This window comes from Plantibacter sp. lyk4-40-MEA-4 (genome assembly GCF_030209415.1).
In the GTDB taxonomy this organism is placed as follows: Bacteria; Actinomycetota; Actinomycetes; order Actinomycetales; family Microbacteriaceae; genus Plantibacter; species Plantibacter flavus_A.
Genome location: NZ_JARVSA010000002.1, coordinates 18,694 through 34,967 on the forward strand (window position 1 = coordinate 18,694; position 16,274 = coordinate 34,967).

Here is a 16,274-nt window from a genome sequence, read left to right on the forward strand (position 1 = left end):
GTCAGCGCTTCGGGAGCAGCTCCACGGAGATGAGGTTCACGACGTCGCTTGCGAGCAGGTCGAGCGACCCCTGGTCCTTGCACGTGAAGGTGAAGACGACGAGGATCCCCATCTTCGTGAGCGACCGGACGCCCCAGTACGTGCGCTCCCCCGAGGGCTGCGTCCACGACAGGACCCGGAACTCGATGAGGCCCCCACCGCTGTTGTAGTTCAGTTGCTCCGTCGTGCCGTCCGCTTTGACGTAGTCGGCCCCGACGTACTTCGCCATGTAGGCGTCGCTCGACTTCTCGTCGTCTCCGACCGCGATCTCGTCAGGCGTCAGCGCGATGTTGCCGAGTCCGACGTCGCAGGAGGTCGCCGCGTTCCGGTAGATCTCGACGCCGTTCCGGTCCGGACCGATCGCCGCCCAGGACGAATCCAGGTCGTTCGTCAGGTAAGCCGTCCATTCGGCGGGGACGTCCTGCCCGGCCGCGAAGTCGAGGTCGGGCGGGATGGAGACATAGGTCTTCGTCGGCTCCGGCGTCGAGTCCGTCTCCGTGGGCGTCGGAGACGCGGTCTTCGTCGGCGTGGCCGAGCGGGTGGGGCTCGGGTCCGCGACCGGCGCGCCACCCTGCGAGAGCACGAGGGCGATGACGGTGATGATCGCCGCCAACACGAGCGGAACACCGACCGCGAGGGCGATGATGAGCCCCGTCCGCTTGCGCTTCGGGGCAGCGGGAGGAGGCGGCGGCTGCTGGCCGTACCCGGGAGGGCCCTGCGGTGGCTGCTGCTGGTACGGGTTCTGCTGCGGCTGATACGGCGGCTGCGGCTGATACGGCTGCCCGCCGGAGGGGTTCTGCTGCCCGCCATACGGGTTCTGCTGGTACGGGCTCTGCTGATGAGGGTTCTGCTGCCCGCCATACGGGCTCTGCTGATGAGGGTTCTGCTGCCCGCCATAGGGGTTCTGCTGGTACGGATTCTGCTGCTGACCGTACGGGTTCTGCTGCTGCGGTCCCTGCCCATACGGCGGCTGCTGTGGTTGCCCGCCATACGGCTGCTGCTGCGGCTGACCATACGGCTGCTGCGGCTGCTGACCCATCGGCCACTGCGGCGGGCGGCCGTCAGGCTGCTGCGGGTCGGGAGGCGGTGCATCGGTCACGGGAGTGGCCTTTCGACGGAACGGCGGGCGGAGCGGGTGAACTGCCCGGCCGCACGCCTGCAGTTCGTGTCGTCAGCCTATCTGCGACGGACCGGCGCCGGCGGGCACATCCTGCACCAGAATGGTGACGTGTCCACCGCCCCCACCACACCCCGCACCCGCAGCGAGCGCCTCGACGCGCTCCCGTTCACCAAGGCCCACGGGCGACTGCTCGTCGGTTCCGGCGTCGGCTGGGCCCTCGACGCCATGGACGTCGGACTCGTGTCCTTCGTGCTCGCCCAACTCGCCGTGCAGTGGCAGCTCGGGAACACGGAGCTCTCCTGGATCGCCTCAGCCGGGTTCCTCGGCATGGCCATCGGTGCGACGCTCGGCGGTCTGCTCGCCGACCGGGTCGGTCGACGCCACGTCTTCGCGATCACCCTGCTCGTGTTCGGCATCGCGACGGGCGCGTCGGCCCTCGCCTGGGGACTCGGCGTGCTCATCGTGCTGCGGTTCATCGTCGGCCTCGGACTCGGCGCCGAGCTGCCCGTCGCCTCGACCCTCATGAGCGAGTTCGCCCCGCCACGGATCCGCGGGCGGATCATCGTGTTCCTGGAGGCGTTCTGGGCGATCGGATGGATCGCCGCCGCCCTCATCGGCTACCTGGTCGTGCCGACGAGCGACGACGGGTGGCGCTGGGCGCTCGCCATCGGCGCGTTGCCCGCGGTCTACGCGGCCATCGTGCGGACGCGACTGCCGGAGTCGGTGCGCTTCCTGGAGTCGCGTGGGCGCCACCGCGAGGCAGAAGCCGTCGTCCGTGAGTTCGAGGCATCGGCCGGCGTCGCCCACCCGGAAGCCGCCGGCGACACCACCACCGACACCCCCGTGAGCGCCGGCCTCTCCGCCGGCGAGCGCCTCCGTGGGCTGTGGGTGCCCACGCACCGCCGCGACACCGGATCGCTGTGGATCGTGTGGTTCTGCGTCAACTTCTCCTACTACGGTGCGTTCATCTGGATCCCGACGATCCTCGTCGCCTCCGGCTTCTCGCTCGTGCGGTCCTTCGGTTTCACCCTCATCATCACCCTGGCCCAGATCCCGGGCTACGCCGTCTCGGCGTGGTTGATCGAGGCCTGGGGCCGGAAGCAGACCCTCGCGACCTTCCTCGCGGGCTCCGCGGTGTCGGCGGTCCTGTTCGGCACGGCGACGACCGAACCGATGATCATCGTGTTCGGTATGTGCCTGTCCTTCTGCAACCTCGGTGCCTGGGGCGCCCTGTACGCGACGACCCCGGAGCTGTACCCGACGGCGCTCCGTGCGACGGGGGCGGGGTGGGCCGCCGGCATCGGCCGCATCGCCTCGATCATCGCCCCGCTGTCGGTTCCGGTGCTCCTCCTTGGAGGGAACGCCCTGCTCTTCTCCGTGTTCGCCGCCTTCTTCGTCGTCGCCGCGGTCGCCGCGCTGTTCCTCTCGGACATGCGCGGCCGATCCCTCGACTGAGCCGCGTCCCATCGACCGACCCGCACCGCCAGTCGGCCGGGTCGGTCGGTGTCGATGCGACAGAATGGGGCCGTGACCGAATCCACCAGCGCCGTGTCCCCGTCCGCCTCCGTCGACCGACGTCCGATCTCGGGACGGCGGGTCGACCTCGAGCACGGTGCGTACACCGCGTCGATCGCCTCGGTCGGTGCCTCGCTGCGGTTCCTGCGGCACGACGGTCGAGACCTCGTGGTCCCGTTCGACGCCGAGGAGGTCCGTCCGGCCTTCCGCGGTGCGATGCTCGCCCCGTGGCCCAACCGCGTCGTCGACGGCCGGTACACCTTCGCGGGCGTCGACCACCAGCTCGCACTCACGGAACCCGCTCGCGGTCACGCCCTCCACGGGCTCGCCGCCTGGTCGGAGTGGGAACTCGTGGCGTCGAGCGCCGCGTCGGCTGCGTTCCGCGTGGTCATCGAGGCGCAGGAGGGCTACCCGTTCCGTGTCCAGGTCACCGCGACCTACACGCTCGACGACGACGGACTCCACACCGACGTCGAGGCCCTGAACCTCGGCGACGTCGACGCGCCCTACGGCACCGGGCCACACCCGTACCTCGTCGCGGGTGAGGGCCGTGTCGACGACTGGACGCTGGAGCTGCCCGCCGCCGAGGTGCTCACCGTCACACCGGACCGGCTCATCCCGGTCTCGCTGGAGCCGGTCGACACGGAGGCGACGGAGCACTTCGACTTCCGCGCACCCCGGACCATCGGCGACACCTTCATCGATCACGCGTACACGGCGCTCGATCGCGACGTCGACGGCCGGGTCACGGTGCGCGTGACGACGCCCTCCGGCAGCGGCGTCGCCATGCACTGGGGTGACGGTCTGCCCTGGGTCCAGGTGCATACGGCCGATCAGCCCGTCGCGGAGCTGAACCGACTGGGGCTCGCGGTCGAACCGATGACCTGTCCCCCCGACGCCTTCTCGACCGGGACCGACCTCGTCGTCCTGGCTCCCAATACACCACACCGGGTGTCCTGGACCATCGCAGCACTCTGACAGTCGTCGGGGCTAGGCTGGCGACATGTCACAGACTCTTGCGAAACTCACCGGCGGCCCGCTCGACAGCGAGATCATCCCGCTCGAAGACGGTCAGGACGGCGAGCTCGTCCTGCCCTACGGCGAAGGCCAGCTCATCTACCGCCCCGTCGGCGAAGCGACGAACACCGGCGACCACGACGGCCCGACGACGACCGACTACGAGTACGTCGAGTCGACGGAGGACATCTCCCCGACGAACCGCAACGGCAACGGCGACGACGACTCGATCGGCTGAACCGAACCGCCCTGTTCCACCTGAACGCCGGTAGCTGAGCCTCAGCTGCCGGCGTTCGGCGTTCACTCGCCTTGGTCGTCGACCGTCACCGTGAAGGTCTGGACCCGGAGCGGGAGCACAGGTGTCATCCGGACCTCCAGGCGGAGGCGACCCTCCGTCCCCTCGACGAACCAGACCAGGTGGTCAGGCGAATCGCAGATCGGCGTCGCACGTCCCGAAGCCACCTCGGCGATGCCGCCGACGGCGGTGACAGCGGCGTCGACCGCCTCGCGTCGCTCGTCCAGCGGTCGGTCGAGGGCGACGTTCTCGGCGAACAGCGACGCGGCGACGCGGTCGTCCCAATGCGACAGCAGCCCGGTCGCGGTCATCGACGCCACGAGGGTCTCCGGCCAGGGGCGGATCGCCGGTTCCAGCAGCTCGCCGGAGGCCTGGGCTCCCGCGATCGCCAGCCGCAAGGCCTGTTCGGCGGGCTTCGCCACGGCCGCGTAGCCGGCGTTCTCGAAGGCGACGACGCCGAACCCCGATGTCGGGTGCCACCGCATGTGGGCGCTGTAGCCGGGGTAGCCGCCCGAGTGCGAGACGAGCGTCCCGAGGTCGGCGTCCTCCTCGACGAAGAGGCCGAAGCCGTAGCCGAGCGCGAGTCTCGGCGGCACGCCGTCGAGGGTGGGCCGCGACGGAGCCAGCCGGTGCAGTTGCTGCATCTCGCGGCGGCTGGCGCTCGACAGCGGTCCGGTCTCGTCCCCGGTCCACGCGCCGTCGAGCCAGCGCACCCATCCGATCAGGGTGGAGGCAGAGGCGAAGAGCCCGCCGATCGAGGAGAAGACCCCGGGCCCGGAGAACGGGACCTCGACGAATCGGCCGTCCTCATCGACGGCCCGTTCGCGGCGGACACGATGACCGGTCGCCGTGACCGCCCCGTCGCCCTCGGGTCGCTCGAACACGGCGCCGAGCCCGAGCGGCTCCAGCAGGAGCGAGGTCACCGCATCGATGTAGGAGCCACCGGTCACACGCTCGATGACCTGCCCGAGCAACGCGTAGCCGAGGTTCGAGTAGGAGAAGGCCGTCCCGGGTGTCGTGACGCATCGGACGCCGCGCACGAGCAGCCGCCGGAACTCGTCCACGGTGATCGACTCCTGGCGGTCACCCCACGGATCGTCCGTTCCGAGCCCACCCGACATCGTCAGGAGCATCCGTACGGTCGGCCGGACGGCGATGCCGTCAGGGAGCACCGGCGCGAACTCCGGCACGAACTCGTCCACTGGCGCGTCCAGGTCGAGGCGGCCGGCGTCGCGGAGGATGAGGAGCACGGCGGCGGTGAAGCTCTTCGTGCAGGAGGCGATGCGGAACAGCGTGTCGGCGTCGGGCACCGGACCGCCCACGGTGACTCCGCCGAACCCCTGCTCGAACCGGACCCGCTCGCGGTCGAACACGGCGACGTACGATCCCGGGGCGACGCCGGAGCTGATCCGGTCCTGGAAGACCCGTGTGATGTCCGTCTCGGTGCTGTCCTCGACCAGGTGCATGCCGCCTCCTCCTCGACGGCCCTCGGCAGCCGTCCGCGATCTCGTCGCGCTTCGAGCGTACGACCATTCCGCGCCACGGGGCGCCATCGCACGGGGTGCCGGGCGTAGGGTGCTCCTCCACCAGGACGAAGTCAAGGGGCACCGATCGGCGACGTCCGATGCCCGCCGCGGGAGTAGCGTCATCTCCCGGATCGACCGTCGACGGGACGGCCGTGGAAGGAGCCATTCCATGTCGAACACGTCGACCTCCGGGCAGCCGGCCCCGGTGCGGAGCCTCGTCCCCGCCAGGATGGACCGACTGCCGTGGACCCGGTTCCACTGGATGATCGTCGTCGGTCTCGGCTTCTCGTGGGTGCTCGACGGCCTCGAGATCCAGATCGTCGCCTCCGCCGGATTCCAGAAGTCGCTGGGGCTGTCGGCGGCGGAGGTCGGCCTCCTCGGGACGATCTACCTGCTCGGCCAGGTGACGGGAGCGCTCGTCTTCGGCCGCATGGCGGACCGCCTCGGCCGCAAGAAGCTCTTCATCCTGACCCTCGCGATCTACCTCGTCGCGAGTGGCATCGCCGGCCTGTCCCCCACGTTCTGGTTCCTCGCCATCTTCCGGTTCTTCGCCGGCATGGGCATCGGCGGCGAGTACGCGGCGATCAACTCGGCCATCGACGAGCTCATCCCGTCGAAGTACCGCGGGCACGTCGACATCGCCATCAACGGCACCTACTGGGGCGGCGCCGCCCTCGGATCGGCCGCGAACCTCTTCCTGCTGAACACCGACTACTTCGCGGAGGACGTCGGCTGGCGCATCGGGTTCTTCATCGGGCCGGTCCTCGGCCTCGCCATCATCTTCCTGCGACGCCACATCCCCGAGAGTCCGCGCTGGCTCATGACGCACGGTCGGGAACAGGAGGCGGAGGCAACGGTCGACGACATCGAGGCGACCGTCCGCAAACAGGGCGGGACGATCGAGCCGGTCGACGAGTCGAAGGCGCTCACGGTGCAGGCCCAGGGCCACATCCCGATCCGGACCATCTTCGGCGTCCTCTTCTCGAAGTACCCGAAGCGCACCTTCGTCGGCCTCGCGATGATGATCACGCAGTCGTTCCTGTACAACGCGATCTTCTTCACCTACGCGCTCGTGCTGCAGAACTTCTACGGCACGAGCCCCTCGTCGACGCAGTACTACTTCTTCCCCTTCGCGATCGGCAACCTGCTCGGCCCGCTCCTCCTCGGCAGGCTGTTCGACACCTGGGGTCGTCGCCAGATGATCTTCCTCACCTACGGGGTCTCGGGGGCGGTCCTGGCCGTGTCTGCGGTGCTCTTCAACGCCGGTGCGCTCGACGCGACGACGCAGACGATCTTCTGGTGCGTCTCGTTCTTCTTCGCCTCCGCCGGCGCGTCCAGCGCCTACCTGACCGTGAGCGAGATCTTCCCGCTCGAGCTCCGCAGCCAGGTGATCGGCTATTTCTTCGCGATCGGACAGATCGCGGGTTCGGTCGCGCCCCTGCTGTACGGGATCCTGATCGGCGACGGCACCGACCGTGGGCCGCTCACCGTCGGATACTTCGTCGGCGCCGGCGTGATGATCCTCGGCGGGTTGGTCGCCCTCATCTTCGGGGTCGACGCCGCGCGGAAGTCCCTCGAGGACATCACGGAACCCCTGTCGATCGTGCGCGAGGGGAAGGGTTCGGGCAGCTGAGCCCGGTCCGCGCTCAGCCCTCGTCGGAGACGTAGACCCCGAGCGTCTCGGCGAGGCGCTCCCGCTCCACCGCCCGTCGGCCGGCACCCTTGGCGCTGGCCGTCGTGAGCGTGGCGAGGACGTGCAGGGTGAGCGCGATCCCGATCGAGGAACTCGGGTGTCCGTCCTCGGCACGGCCGAGGACGATCGTCTCGTCGGCGTACGGGGTCAACGGGGCGTCCGGGGCGTCGGTGATGAGCACGAGGCTGCCTCCCGCCTCGGCGAACGGGACGACGGAGTCGATCGTGTACTTCCGGTACCGCTGCAGCGACACGGCGATCATGACGTCGCTCGTCCGCACGTCGCTGAGGACGTCGAGGGGACGCACGATGGTGCCGTCGATGAGCGTCACGTTCGCGAGGCCGTAGCTGAGGTCCGCGGCGAGGAGGGACGCGTAGGTGAAGGACTTCGACGCCCCGATGAGGAAACGTCGTCGAGCGGAGACGATGAGGGCCGCTGCGCGTTCGAGGGCGCCGTCCGCCTTCGCCGAGGCGAGGGACTCCTCGAACTGCTTGCGTTCCTGCTCGAGGAGCCGGTGCTTCAGGACGGACGCGGAGCGTCGTTCGAGACGCTGCTCCGGGCGTTCGCCGGGGACGGCGGTGTCCTCATCGGTGAGGAAGAGGGTGTCGTCGTTCACGCGCGGTCTCCTTCGCATGCCGTCGCCGGGGTTCGGGCCGGCGCCGTCCGTTCACGTCGGCAGCAGCGCCGACGGCCCGCCGGCAGGTCACCCGGCGAGGTTCCCTTGATGGTAGCGATGGGAAGCGCATACAGGATCGCCGGAACGACAACGATTCGGTGCACACGCGTCCGGCCGCGCGACGGTCAGCGTTCGGGTTCGTCGTCCAGGTCGGGCAGGGTGATCGACGACGTGAAGAGGCTTGCGCGCTGTTCGGCCTCGGCACTGCCGCTGAACAGCCCGACCGGCTCGGTCACCGGACCGCCGCGCTTCGGTTCCGGACGAGGCTCCTGCTCGACCATCTGCACCCGGTTGCGCGGGATCGCCGACGGGTTCTGCGCGAGGATCCACTCGACCATCTGCTCGCGTACGAGGCATCGGAGGTCGAAGAGGGTCGGTGCGTCCACCGCGGTGACGAGGATGCGGATGCGCACGTAGCCGCCGACGGCGTCCGTGACCTGCAGCACCTGCGCCCGACCGTCCCAGAGGTCGGTGCGGTCGAGGATGCGCTCCAGCTCGGTCCGCATGACCGCGGGGCTCACCCACCAGTCGAGGTCGAACTCGACCGACCCGAGCAGCTCGCTCGTGTTCCGTGTCCAGTTCTGGAAGGGCGTGGAGGTGAAGTAGGTGGAGGGGAGCACCATGCGGCGGTCGTCCCAGATGCCGACGACGACGTAGGTGAGGGTGATCTCCTCGATCCGGCCCCACTCCCCTTCGACGATGACGACGTCGTCGACCCGGATCGCGTCGCTGAAGGCGAGCTGGATCCCGGCGAACACGTTCCCGAGGACGGACTGCGCCGCGAGGCCGGCGACGATGCTCACGACACCGGCGGAGGCCAGCACGCTCGCCCCGACGCCTTGGACGCCGGGGAACGTCAAGAGGATCGACGCGACACCGACGATGACGACGACCGCGATCGCCAAGCGACGGACGAGCGCGAGCTGCGTCTGCATGCGGCGGGCGACCTTGTTGTTCGGGACGTCGATGCGGTACCGCGCCTGACCGAGCCCGATGACGAAGGCGAGCAGCGCGGCGACCAGCCATGTGGCCGCGGCGATGACCGCTATCCGGAAGGTCTGGTCGACGAACCCGCGGGTGTTCTCATCGGGGAGCGTCGCCGCCACCGCCAGCCATACCGCCACGAGGATCACGAGCGCTCGGAAGGGGTGACGGGCACTCCCGGCGAGCGCTCCCGGCCACTCGCTCCGTCGCGCCGCCATCCGGAAGGAGACCGACACGATCACGATGACGACGAGCGCTGCGATCAGCGCTATCCCGGCCGCTGCGGCGACACCCCACCAGCTCTGCCAAACGAACATCCATGCCTCCTCGAGCCGGTCGTGCACCATGTGTTCCTCCGCCGACCGATGCCGTACGGCGCAAGCGTCAAGCGTAGGGGCGGGTGGATGCCGCGCTCGACCGCTTGCGCGGCCTGCCACGAACCTCTCAGGCCGTGTTCACGTGCCCGACCCGTCCCACGTGAACGGCGCGAACCTCCCCGTTCACCGAGTTAAGGCGGCCCAGGCTGCCCTTCGACAGGCTCAGGGACCGAGACATGGCGGGCAAACCTCTTCCGGTCACTGAGCCTGTCGAAGTGCCCACGAGGACGCCTCATCAATCCGGGCACACCTCCCCCGGTCACTGAGCCTGTCGACGTGCCCACGAGAAACCCTTCGACACGTCGACCGGCTCGATTCGTGCAGATCAAAGACCGGCAAGGGTCAGAACGGCGCGGGATCAGGCTCGGTCCGATACTGCTTCCCGTCAGGTGTCGTCCACTCGAGCACCCCGCCGGGCCCGTGGTCGAGGTTCCACCCGGGCAAGTGCTTCATCCGGTGGTGATGTGGGCAGAGGCAGGCGAGATTGCCCACATCTGTTGTGCCGCCGTCTTCCCACGCGACCGAGTGATCGAGGTCGCAGGCCCGGGCTCGTCTCCCGCAGCCCGGTGCCCGACAAGTGCCGTCCCGCAGCCGGACCGCGCGTTTCAGATCGGCCGGAACCCGGTACTGGTTGCGGCCGACGGAGAGGACCGCGCCGGTGTCCGGCTGGACGAGGATCCGGGTGAAGCTTGGCGTGTTCACCGCGATCCGGGCCGCGGTCGCCGGGTCGATCGGGCCATAGCCGTCGAGCGTGGCCGGGGCATCGGAGACGCCGGCCATGCTCAGCGCGGGGACGGTGATGTGGACCGTGGGCTTGATGTGCTCCTGGACCTCGATCGGGTGCGGGAGGACCGGGCTCGACAGGACGTCCTCGGGCGTGACGCCGGTGAGTGCAAGCGCCGCCAGGGCGTCGGCCTGCAGTTGTCCGCAGGTGCGGGTGTCACCGGCCTTGCGCGATTCGGCGGCGGCCGCTTCGACCCGCTCGATGATGCCCTGCGCGATCGGCGCGGTGGTGAACAGGTGCACCCAGGCCATGCCGTCGGCGGCCGGCTCGAACTCCACCCGGCGGTCCGCCTCAGAGCGGACCGCTCGGGCGGTGATCGATTCCGGGTGGAGGCGCTCGCGGAGGACGCGGGCGAGTCTCCGGAGGTTCGCGTTGGTGGACGCTTCCGCAACCGGCAGGACTTCCGCGAGGAACACCGCCCGCCCCGCAGGCGGCACGTCACTGAGTTGGTCGATGATCGTCTGCGCGTGCCTGGCCGAGATGCGGCCCGCTTCGAGGGATTCAAATACCGCGGGCGCTTCGTTCACGAGCCGCTCGGCGTCGTTCGTCGCCCGCTGGACCGTCCGCTCGGGCGTGCGCGTCGCCATCGCGAGGGCCGCGCAGGTCGAACGGCGCGAGAGCGCCTGGCGCTCCGCCGGCGGGAAGATCGCCGGGACCGTGGCGTCGGCGAAAGCGTCCGCGTAGGCGGCGGAACGGGCCAGGAGGCGGACCTCCTCGGCGTCCAGAGCAGCACGCCGACGCTGGATGTCGGCATAGTGGTCTGAGAACTCCGCGAGCTGCGCGGCGTACTCGTCGCCGACGCGGGTCACGGTGAGGGTGGTCTCGGTCATGGGACAAGTCCACCACGGACCACTGACATTCCAGATGCTGAGTGAGGGTGACTGTGGAAGTTGCTCGTGTGCCCTTCGACAGGCTCAGGGACCGCGGGAAGGGCGCCGGATTCGTGAGGTTCTCCGGGCGCCCTTCGACAGGCTCAGGGACCGAAAGGGGTCATTCAGGGACCGGGGAACGATTGCTCGAGGACCGGAGGGTTCCGGGTGGACCACCCCCGGTCACTGAGCCTGTCGAAGTGCCCGCGAGAGGCCCCCCGGGCGCGGTGCCTCCGTCAGTGGTTCACCGAAAGGCCCGCCGCGGCCCGCTGCTTGAACGGTCGGCCGAGAACCGGTCAGCCAGGGAGGACCTCGTGCGGGTACTCCGCCGACCGGTGCTGGAACTCGGTGATCGCAGGGTTGCGGATGACGCCGTCCTGGATCTCGACGGCCCGCTGGACGGTCAGGCTGTCGACCCAGGCGTCCGGTCCGGCCAGGACGGCGGGCAGGAACGGCAGCAACGCCTCACTGTTCTCCCAGCTGGACGAGTTCCACAGCAGCGAGGGGCTGTGGTCGACCGCGTAGTAGTTGATCTCCCCGGGCCCGACGGTGAATATCGGGTCGTCGAATCCGGTCGTGCGCGCCCACTCGAAGGCCATGCCCTCGTCGCAGGAGACGTCCACGATGAGACTCCCGGGTCGGAACGCGCCGAGGTCGTCCTCACGGAGGTAGAGCAGTGGTGCGTTGGGGTCCTGCAGGGTGCAGTTGACGACGATGTCACTCTCCGCCAGGAAAGGCGCGAGTGGCACGCGACCCTCGTCGGTGATGACCTCGCTCAGATACGGGCCGTCGTCGTGGTCGAACTGGATCATTCGGGCGGAGTGGATGGGCGCCGCGACCGCCGCGACCCTGCGGTTGGTGAGCACGCGCACGTCGTGGATCCCGTGGGCGTTGAGCGCGGTCACCGCACCTCGGGCGGTCGCGCCGAAGCCGATGACCACAGCGGTCAGGCGACGGCCGTAGCTGCCGGTGGAGCCGCAGAGTTCCAACGCGTGGATCACCGAGCTGTAGCCCGCGAGTTCGTTGTTCTTGTGGAAGACGTGCAAGCCGAAGCTGCCGTCGGCGGCCCAGTGGTTCATCGCCTCGAAGGCGATCAGCGTGAGCCGTTTGTCGATCGCGAGCTGCGTCAGCGCGGTGTCCTGGACGCAGTGCGGCCAGCCCCAGAGTGTCTGCCCGTCACGGAGCTCCTGGACGTCCTCGAGCTGCGGTTTCGGCAAGAGGACGACATCGGCCTGCGCGATGACCTCGGCGCGCGTCGCGAACGAGCGGACGGAGGGCGCGATCTCCTCGTCGGAGACACCGAACCGGGCACCGTAGCCGTGCTCCACGACGATCCGAGACCGGAACTCCTCCGGGATGCGCTCGAAGTGCGCCGGGTGGATCGGCACGCGTCGTTCGTCGGGCTTCAGCGAAGTGCCGATCACCCCGAGGACGGCATCGTGCTGCACGGTCGGTTCGGTTGGTGCTGGCATGACTGCTCGTCCCGTTCACGGGAACCGAAGCGGCGCCGTGCCCCTGACCGTACAGGACGCGGGGCGCCGCCGACATGGGACAGGACGCCACCGACACCCGGAAACGCGACAACCCCGCACCGTGAGGCGCGGGGTTGTCGTTGCAGCTGGTGGACCCAAGGGGATTCGAACCCCTGACCCCCTCGATGCGAACGAGGTGCGCTACCGGACTGCGCCATGGGCCCAACTACTCGTCCAGGCTAGCAGAACCGGCGAGCCGTTTCGAACCGGCCGCGCTAGTCCTCGTAGGGGTTCGGGCCGTCGTCGACCGGCATGCTGCCGTCCTTCGGATTGGCGGCGATGAGGGCAGCGAGGTCGAGATCCCGGAACCAGCGGAGCCGCTGGCTCCGGGCACGGCGATAGTGCTCGTCGACGACCGGCTCGTCGAGGACCCGGTCGAGCTTCGCCTGGATGGCGCGCTCCAGGTCGCCCCACGCACGCTCACGAGCGGATTCCGCGATCCCCGCGACGAACTCCTCGTCCTTGCTCACCCGACGGAGTTCGGCGGCGAGCCCCGAGTACACCTCGCGGCGACGGGACAGGGCACTCAGGTCGCCAGCACGGTAGTCGTGCTGATGACGAGCACTCCCCCGCCGCTGGAACGCCGTCTGTCGCGCCTCCCGTGCGAGGTCCGCGTACTCCTCCTGCTCGTCCGCCATGCGACCCAGCTCGCGCCGCACAGCCGCCTGCGTCGCCTCCGCGTCGTAGGACGCGCCGTCGCGGAGTGCACGCTCGATGATCCAGTTCGTGACCTCGACCACGGTCCAGGACCGCGCGATGAGGAGGCCTTCCTCGACCGCGTGCTCGACCGGCGGCGGAGCCACCTCAGGGGGCGCGACGTAGGGCTTCATCGGCTTCCGCCGGCTCTTCCGCCACACGCCCATGGTCACCTTTCGCGTTCCAGGGCGTCGACGAGAACCGAGCGACGAACCCCCTCGACGAGTCTATCCGTCGCCGGTGACCGGTTCATGAACGACCGGACGGGCGCGGTCGGGGCTCAGCCCGCGGCGCGGCGACGCTGCAACAGGGCGGATCCGCCGGCGGCGATCTCGCCCTCGTCGACGACACCCATCGAGGCGAAACGGCTCGGGGCCGGCTGCGGTTCGACGCGCTCGGGCTGCGGAGCGGCGACGGGCTCCGGACGCCGGACGATCGTCGGCACGACCGGCGCGAGACGCTCGGCGCGGGAGGCGATGGCCTCCTGCATGGCCGCCTGGCGAAGGCGGTCGTAGGCGTCGGCCTTGGCCAGTTCAGCGGCAGCCGAGGACCCCTCGGAGAGGTGGAGCGGCTTCGGGATGGACGTCGGCGTCCAGGTCTGCGCCTGCGAGGCCGCCTTGACGGGCTCGTTGTACTCGAACAGCGCCGACTCGACGCGCCTGGTCGTGACCGCGACCGCCGGTACCGGCGCGACGGCACGGTGGGCGATACGTGACATCCGGGAGAGCGCAGAGAGCGCGAGCAGCCCGACGACCGTGGACGAGATACCGAGGACGAGACCGCCACCCGCGAGGAACGCGGTCACGCCGGAGCAGAAGCCGATGATGGAGGCGACCAACACGGTTGTCGCGAGCAACCGCGACCGACGACGACTCCGCGCGAGCTTCGCCGCTCGGGCGTTGCGCTGCACGGCACGGGCTGCGGCAGCGGCGGCGCGACGCGCGTCCTCCGCGGCACGGGCGGCGGCTTCGGCCTGCACGGCCCTGGCCTCCTCCTCGCGGCGGATCCGGTCGGCTTCGGCGAGTTCGACGCGCGCCGCGGCCTCGGCCGTCGCCTTCGTCCTGGCCTCGAGCTGCTTGAGGAGCTTGCGCTGCGCGGCGACCTCACGCGACGTCGCCTCGAGCCGGACGGCCTCCGGGACCTCAGCCGTCTCGGCGAGCACACGGAGCGTCTGCTGCAGCCGGATCGCGTTGCGCTCGCTGGCCGAGAACTGACTGTCGCGCACCCACGACGGCACCAGGTACACCAGCCACAGCATCGCTGCGACCAGAATGATCACCCCACCGCTCAGGAATCCGCCGTCCATGTCCCTGACCGTAGCGGGTCGATGACCTGAGACCGATCAACAGCTGGGTGTGTCCCCGGATGGAGGGGGAAAACGGCTACCTGCTCAGCGAGTGGGGAACGGCGCCGCGGCCGCGAGACGGTCGGCTTCGGGGATCACACACGCGTCCTTCGGGACCTGGCCGTCCAACCACCGGTTGAGGACGCCGCCCGGGACCTCTTCGCGGACGAGGCCGAAGCAGAAGTGGTCGCGCCAGTCGCCGTCGATGTGGATGAAGCGGCGGCGCAGACCCTCGTATCGGAACCCGAGCTTCTCGACGACCCGAAGGCTCGGAGCGTTCTCGGGCCGGATGCAGATCTCCAGCCGGTGGAGCTGCAGGGCGGTGAAGCAGTGGTCGGTGGCCAGAGCGGTCGCGATCGGTGTGGCACCGAGACCCGCGAACCGCTGGGAGACCCAGTAGCCGATCGACGCCGAGGCCAGCGATCCGTACGTGATGCCGGAGACGTTGAGCTGGCCGGCGAACTCCCCGTCGACCTCGATGACGAACGGAAGGCCCGCGCCCGAGCGCGCGTGGTTCTGCAGCGACCGGATCGCCGCACGGCTGTCGGCCGGGACCGGGCCGTAGGGACTCGTCGCCTCCCAGCGGCGCAACCAGGCTCGGTTCTCCGCGAGCTCGCGCTCGAGTGGTCTCGCGTCACGGACCTTGATCGGCCGGATGCTCACTCGCCCACTGCTCAGAACGGGTACGACCTGCGCCACCGTGCCACCCCTCTCGCGTTCTGTGGTGAGCCTAGTGGAGCGCTCACCGATGCACCGACACCACGTCGTCGACAGCATCGCGCCCCGAGATCCGCGGTTGCGGACCCGGGGCGCGGCGTGTGTCGTCGGCTGGAGTCAGTCGAGGTCCCCGGCGAAGTCCTTGAGCCACGGACGCAGCTCGGGACCGAGGTCCTCGCGGTCGACCGCGAGCTGCACGATCGCCTTGATGTAGTCGAGGCGGTCGCCCGTGTCGTAGCGACGGCCACGGAAGATGACGCCGTAGACGCCGCCCGTGCCTTCGACGTCGGCGGCCATCTCCTGAAGCGCGTCGGTCAGCTGGATCTCGCCACCCTTGCCCGGCTCGGTGCGCTCGAGGATCTCGAACACCTCGGGCTTCAGCACGTAGCGACCGATGATGGCGAGGTTGGACGGGGCGTCCTCCTTCGCAGGCTTCTCGACGAGGCCGGTCACCCGCACGACGTCGGAGTCGTCGGTCGCCTCGACGGCTGCCGCACCGTACATGTGGATCGAGTCAGGGTCGACCTCCATGAGGGCGATGATCGTCGCGTTCCGCTTGTCCTGCTCCTCGAGCATGCGCTCGAGGAGGACGTCGCGGGCGTCGATCAGGTCGTCGCCGAGGAGCACGGCGAAGGGCTCGTCGCCGACGTGGCGCTTCGCCCGGAGGACGGCGTGGCCGAGGCCCTTCGGGTCTCCCTGGCGCAGGAAGTGGATGTCGGCGAGCTCATTCGACTCGTTGACCTTCTCGAGGCGCTGGGTGTCGCCCTTCTTCGCGAGGTTGAGCTCGAGCTCGGTCACGCGGTCGAAGTGGTTCGCAAGTGCGTTCTTGTTGCGGCCGATGATCATGAGCACATCGGCGAGCCCGGCGCTGACGGCCTCCTCGACGACGTACTGGATGGCCGGCTTGTCGACGACGGGGAGCATCTCCTTCGGCAGGGCCTTCGTCGCCGGAAGGAACCGGGTGCCGAGACCTGCTGCGGGGATGACTGCTTTGGTAACACGAGTGGTCATGAGGAAAAACCTATCGTGTGGAGTCGGTGAAGTACCCGAATACCCCCTCGATCGAGGGTGAAATCCCCTGAACCCCTG

At 69.4% G+C, this 16,274-nt stretch carries 14 protein-coding genes and 1 tRNA gene; 4 read left to right on the plus strand and 11 right to left on the minus strand.

Going from position 1 to position 16,274, the window contains the following annotated elements:
* Nucleotide 1 precedes the first annotated feature (1 nt).
* Nucleotides 2-1,138 (minus strand): hypothetical protein, encoded by a 1,137-nt coding sequence (locus QRN44_RS02155; RefSeq protein WP_285038178.1) that lies wholly within the window; start codon nt 1,136-1,138, stop codon nt 2-4.
* Between the two features lie 129 nt (nt 1,139-1,267).
* Between QRN44_RS02155 and QRN44_RS02160 the strand changes: the two genes are divergently transcribed.
* The 3 genes from QRN44_RS02160 to QRN44_RS02170 all read left to right on the plus strand — a co-directional run bounded on the left by QRN44_RS02160 (nt 1,268) and on the right by QRN44_RS02170 (nt 3,929).
* The gene (locus QRN44_RS02160; RefSeq protein ID WP_285038179.1) at nt 1,268-2,614 is read left to right on the plus strand and encodes an MFS transporter; all 1,347 of its coding nucleotides are present in this window, start codon (nt 1,268-1,270) and stop codon (nt 2,612-2,614) included.
* 72 nt (nt 2,615-2,686) lie between these two features.
* Nucleotides 2,687-3,652: an aldose 1-epimerase family protein gene (locus QRN44_RS02165; RefSeq protein WP_436278712.1), complete on the plus strand. Its 966-nt coding sequence runs from the start codon at nt 2,687-2,689 to the stop codon at nt 3,650-3,652.
* 25 nt (nt 3,653-3,677) lie between these two features.
* Nucleotides 3,678-3,929, plus strand: coding sequence for a response regulator (locus QRN44_RS02170; RefSeq protein ID WP_079001938.1), 252 nt, complete (start codon nt 3,678-3,680; stop codon nt 3,927-3,929).
* 62 nt (nt 3,930-3,991) lie between these two features.
* Here QRN44_RS02170 and QRN44_RS02175 read toward each other — a convergent pair whose 3' ends face one another.
* Entirely contained in the window at nt 3,992-5,452 is a 1,461-nt protein-coding gene (locus QRN44_RS02175; RefSeq protein ID WP_285038180.1) for a serine hydrolase domain-containing protein, read from the minus strand.
* Between the two features lie 229 nt (nt 5,453-5,681).
* On the opposite strand from QRN44_RS02175, the gene QRN44_RS02180 reads away from it, so the two are divergent.
* Complete coding sequence (locus QRN44_RS02180) at nt 5,682-7,145, plus strand: MFS transporter (protein ID WP_064296535.1); 1,464 nt, start codon at nt 5,682-5,684, stop codon at nt 7,143-7,145.
* Nucleotides 7,146-7,158: 13 nt separating this feature from the next.
* Here QRN44_RS02180 and QRN44_RS02185 read toward each other — a convergent pair whose 3' ends face one another.
* From QRN44_RS02185 to galU, 9 genes are all read right to left on the minus strand, one after another.
* On the minus strand, nt 7,159-7,821 hold the full coding sequence (locus tag QRN44_RS02185; RefSeq protein ID WP_197479103.1) for a MurR/RpiR family transcriptional regulator: 663 nt from the start codon (nt 7,819-7,821) through the stop codon (nt 7,159-7,161).
* 185 nt (nt 7,822-8,006) lie between these two features.
* Nucleotides 8,007-9,182: a mechanosensitive ion channel family protein gene (locus tag QRN44_RS02190; RefSeq protein ID WP_064296592.1), complete on the minus strand. Its 1,176-nt coding sequence runs from the start codon at nt 9,180-9,182 to the stop codon at nt 8,007-8,009.
* 402 nt (nt 9,183-9,584) lie between these two features.
* Nucleotides 9,585-10,856 (minus strand): HNH endonuclease signature motif containing protein, encoded by a 1,272-nt coding sequence (locus QRN44_RS02195; protein ID WP_285038181.1) that lies wholly within the window; start codon nt 10,854-10,856, stop codon nt 9,585-9,587.
* Nucleotides 10,857-11,191: 335 nt separating this feature from the next.
* Nucleotides 11,192-12,367, minus strand: a complete 1,176-nt coding sequence (locus QRN44_RS02200; RefSeq protein ID WP_285038182.1) for a N(5)-(carboxyethyl)ornithine synthase — start codon at nt 12,365-12,367, stop codon at nt 11,192-11,194.
* A 147-nt stretch (nt 12,368-12,514) separates the two neighbouring features.
* Nucleotides 12,515-12,591, minus strand: a tRNA-Ala gene (locus tag QRN44_RS02205).
* 51 nt (nt 12,592-12,642) lie between these two features.
* Nucleotides 12,643-13,296, minus strand: coding sequence for a hypothetical protein (locus tag QRN44_RS02210; RefSeq protein ID WP_147427088.1), 654 nt, complete (start codon nt 13,294-13,296; stop codon nt 12,643-12,645).
* Between the two features lie 107 nt (nt 13,297-13,403).
* A complete protein-coding gene (locus QRN44_RS02215) occupies nt 13,404-14,429 on the minus strand; it encodes a hypothetical protein (protein ID WP_285038183.1) in 1,026 nt (341 codons plus the stop codon).
* 84 nt (nt 14,430-14,513) lie between these two features.
* Nucleotides 14,514-15,167: a GNAT family N-acetyltransferase gene (locus QRN44_RS02220; RefSeq protein ID WP_064296541.1), complete on the minus strand. Its 654-nt coding sequence runs from the start codon at nt 15,165-15,167 to the stop codon at nt 14,514-14,516.
* Between the two features lie 135 nt (nt 15,168-15,302).
* Complete coding sequence (gene galU, locus QRN44_RS02225; protein ID WP_064296542.1) at nt 15,303-16,196, minus strand: UTP--glucose-1-phosphate uridylyltransferase GalU; 894 nt, start codon at nt 16,194-16,196, stop codon at nt 15,303-15,305.
* Nucleotides 16,197-16,274 lie beyond the last annotated feature (78 nt).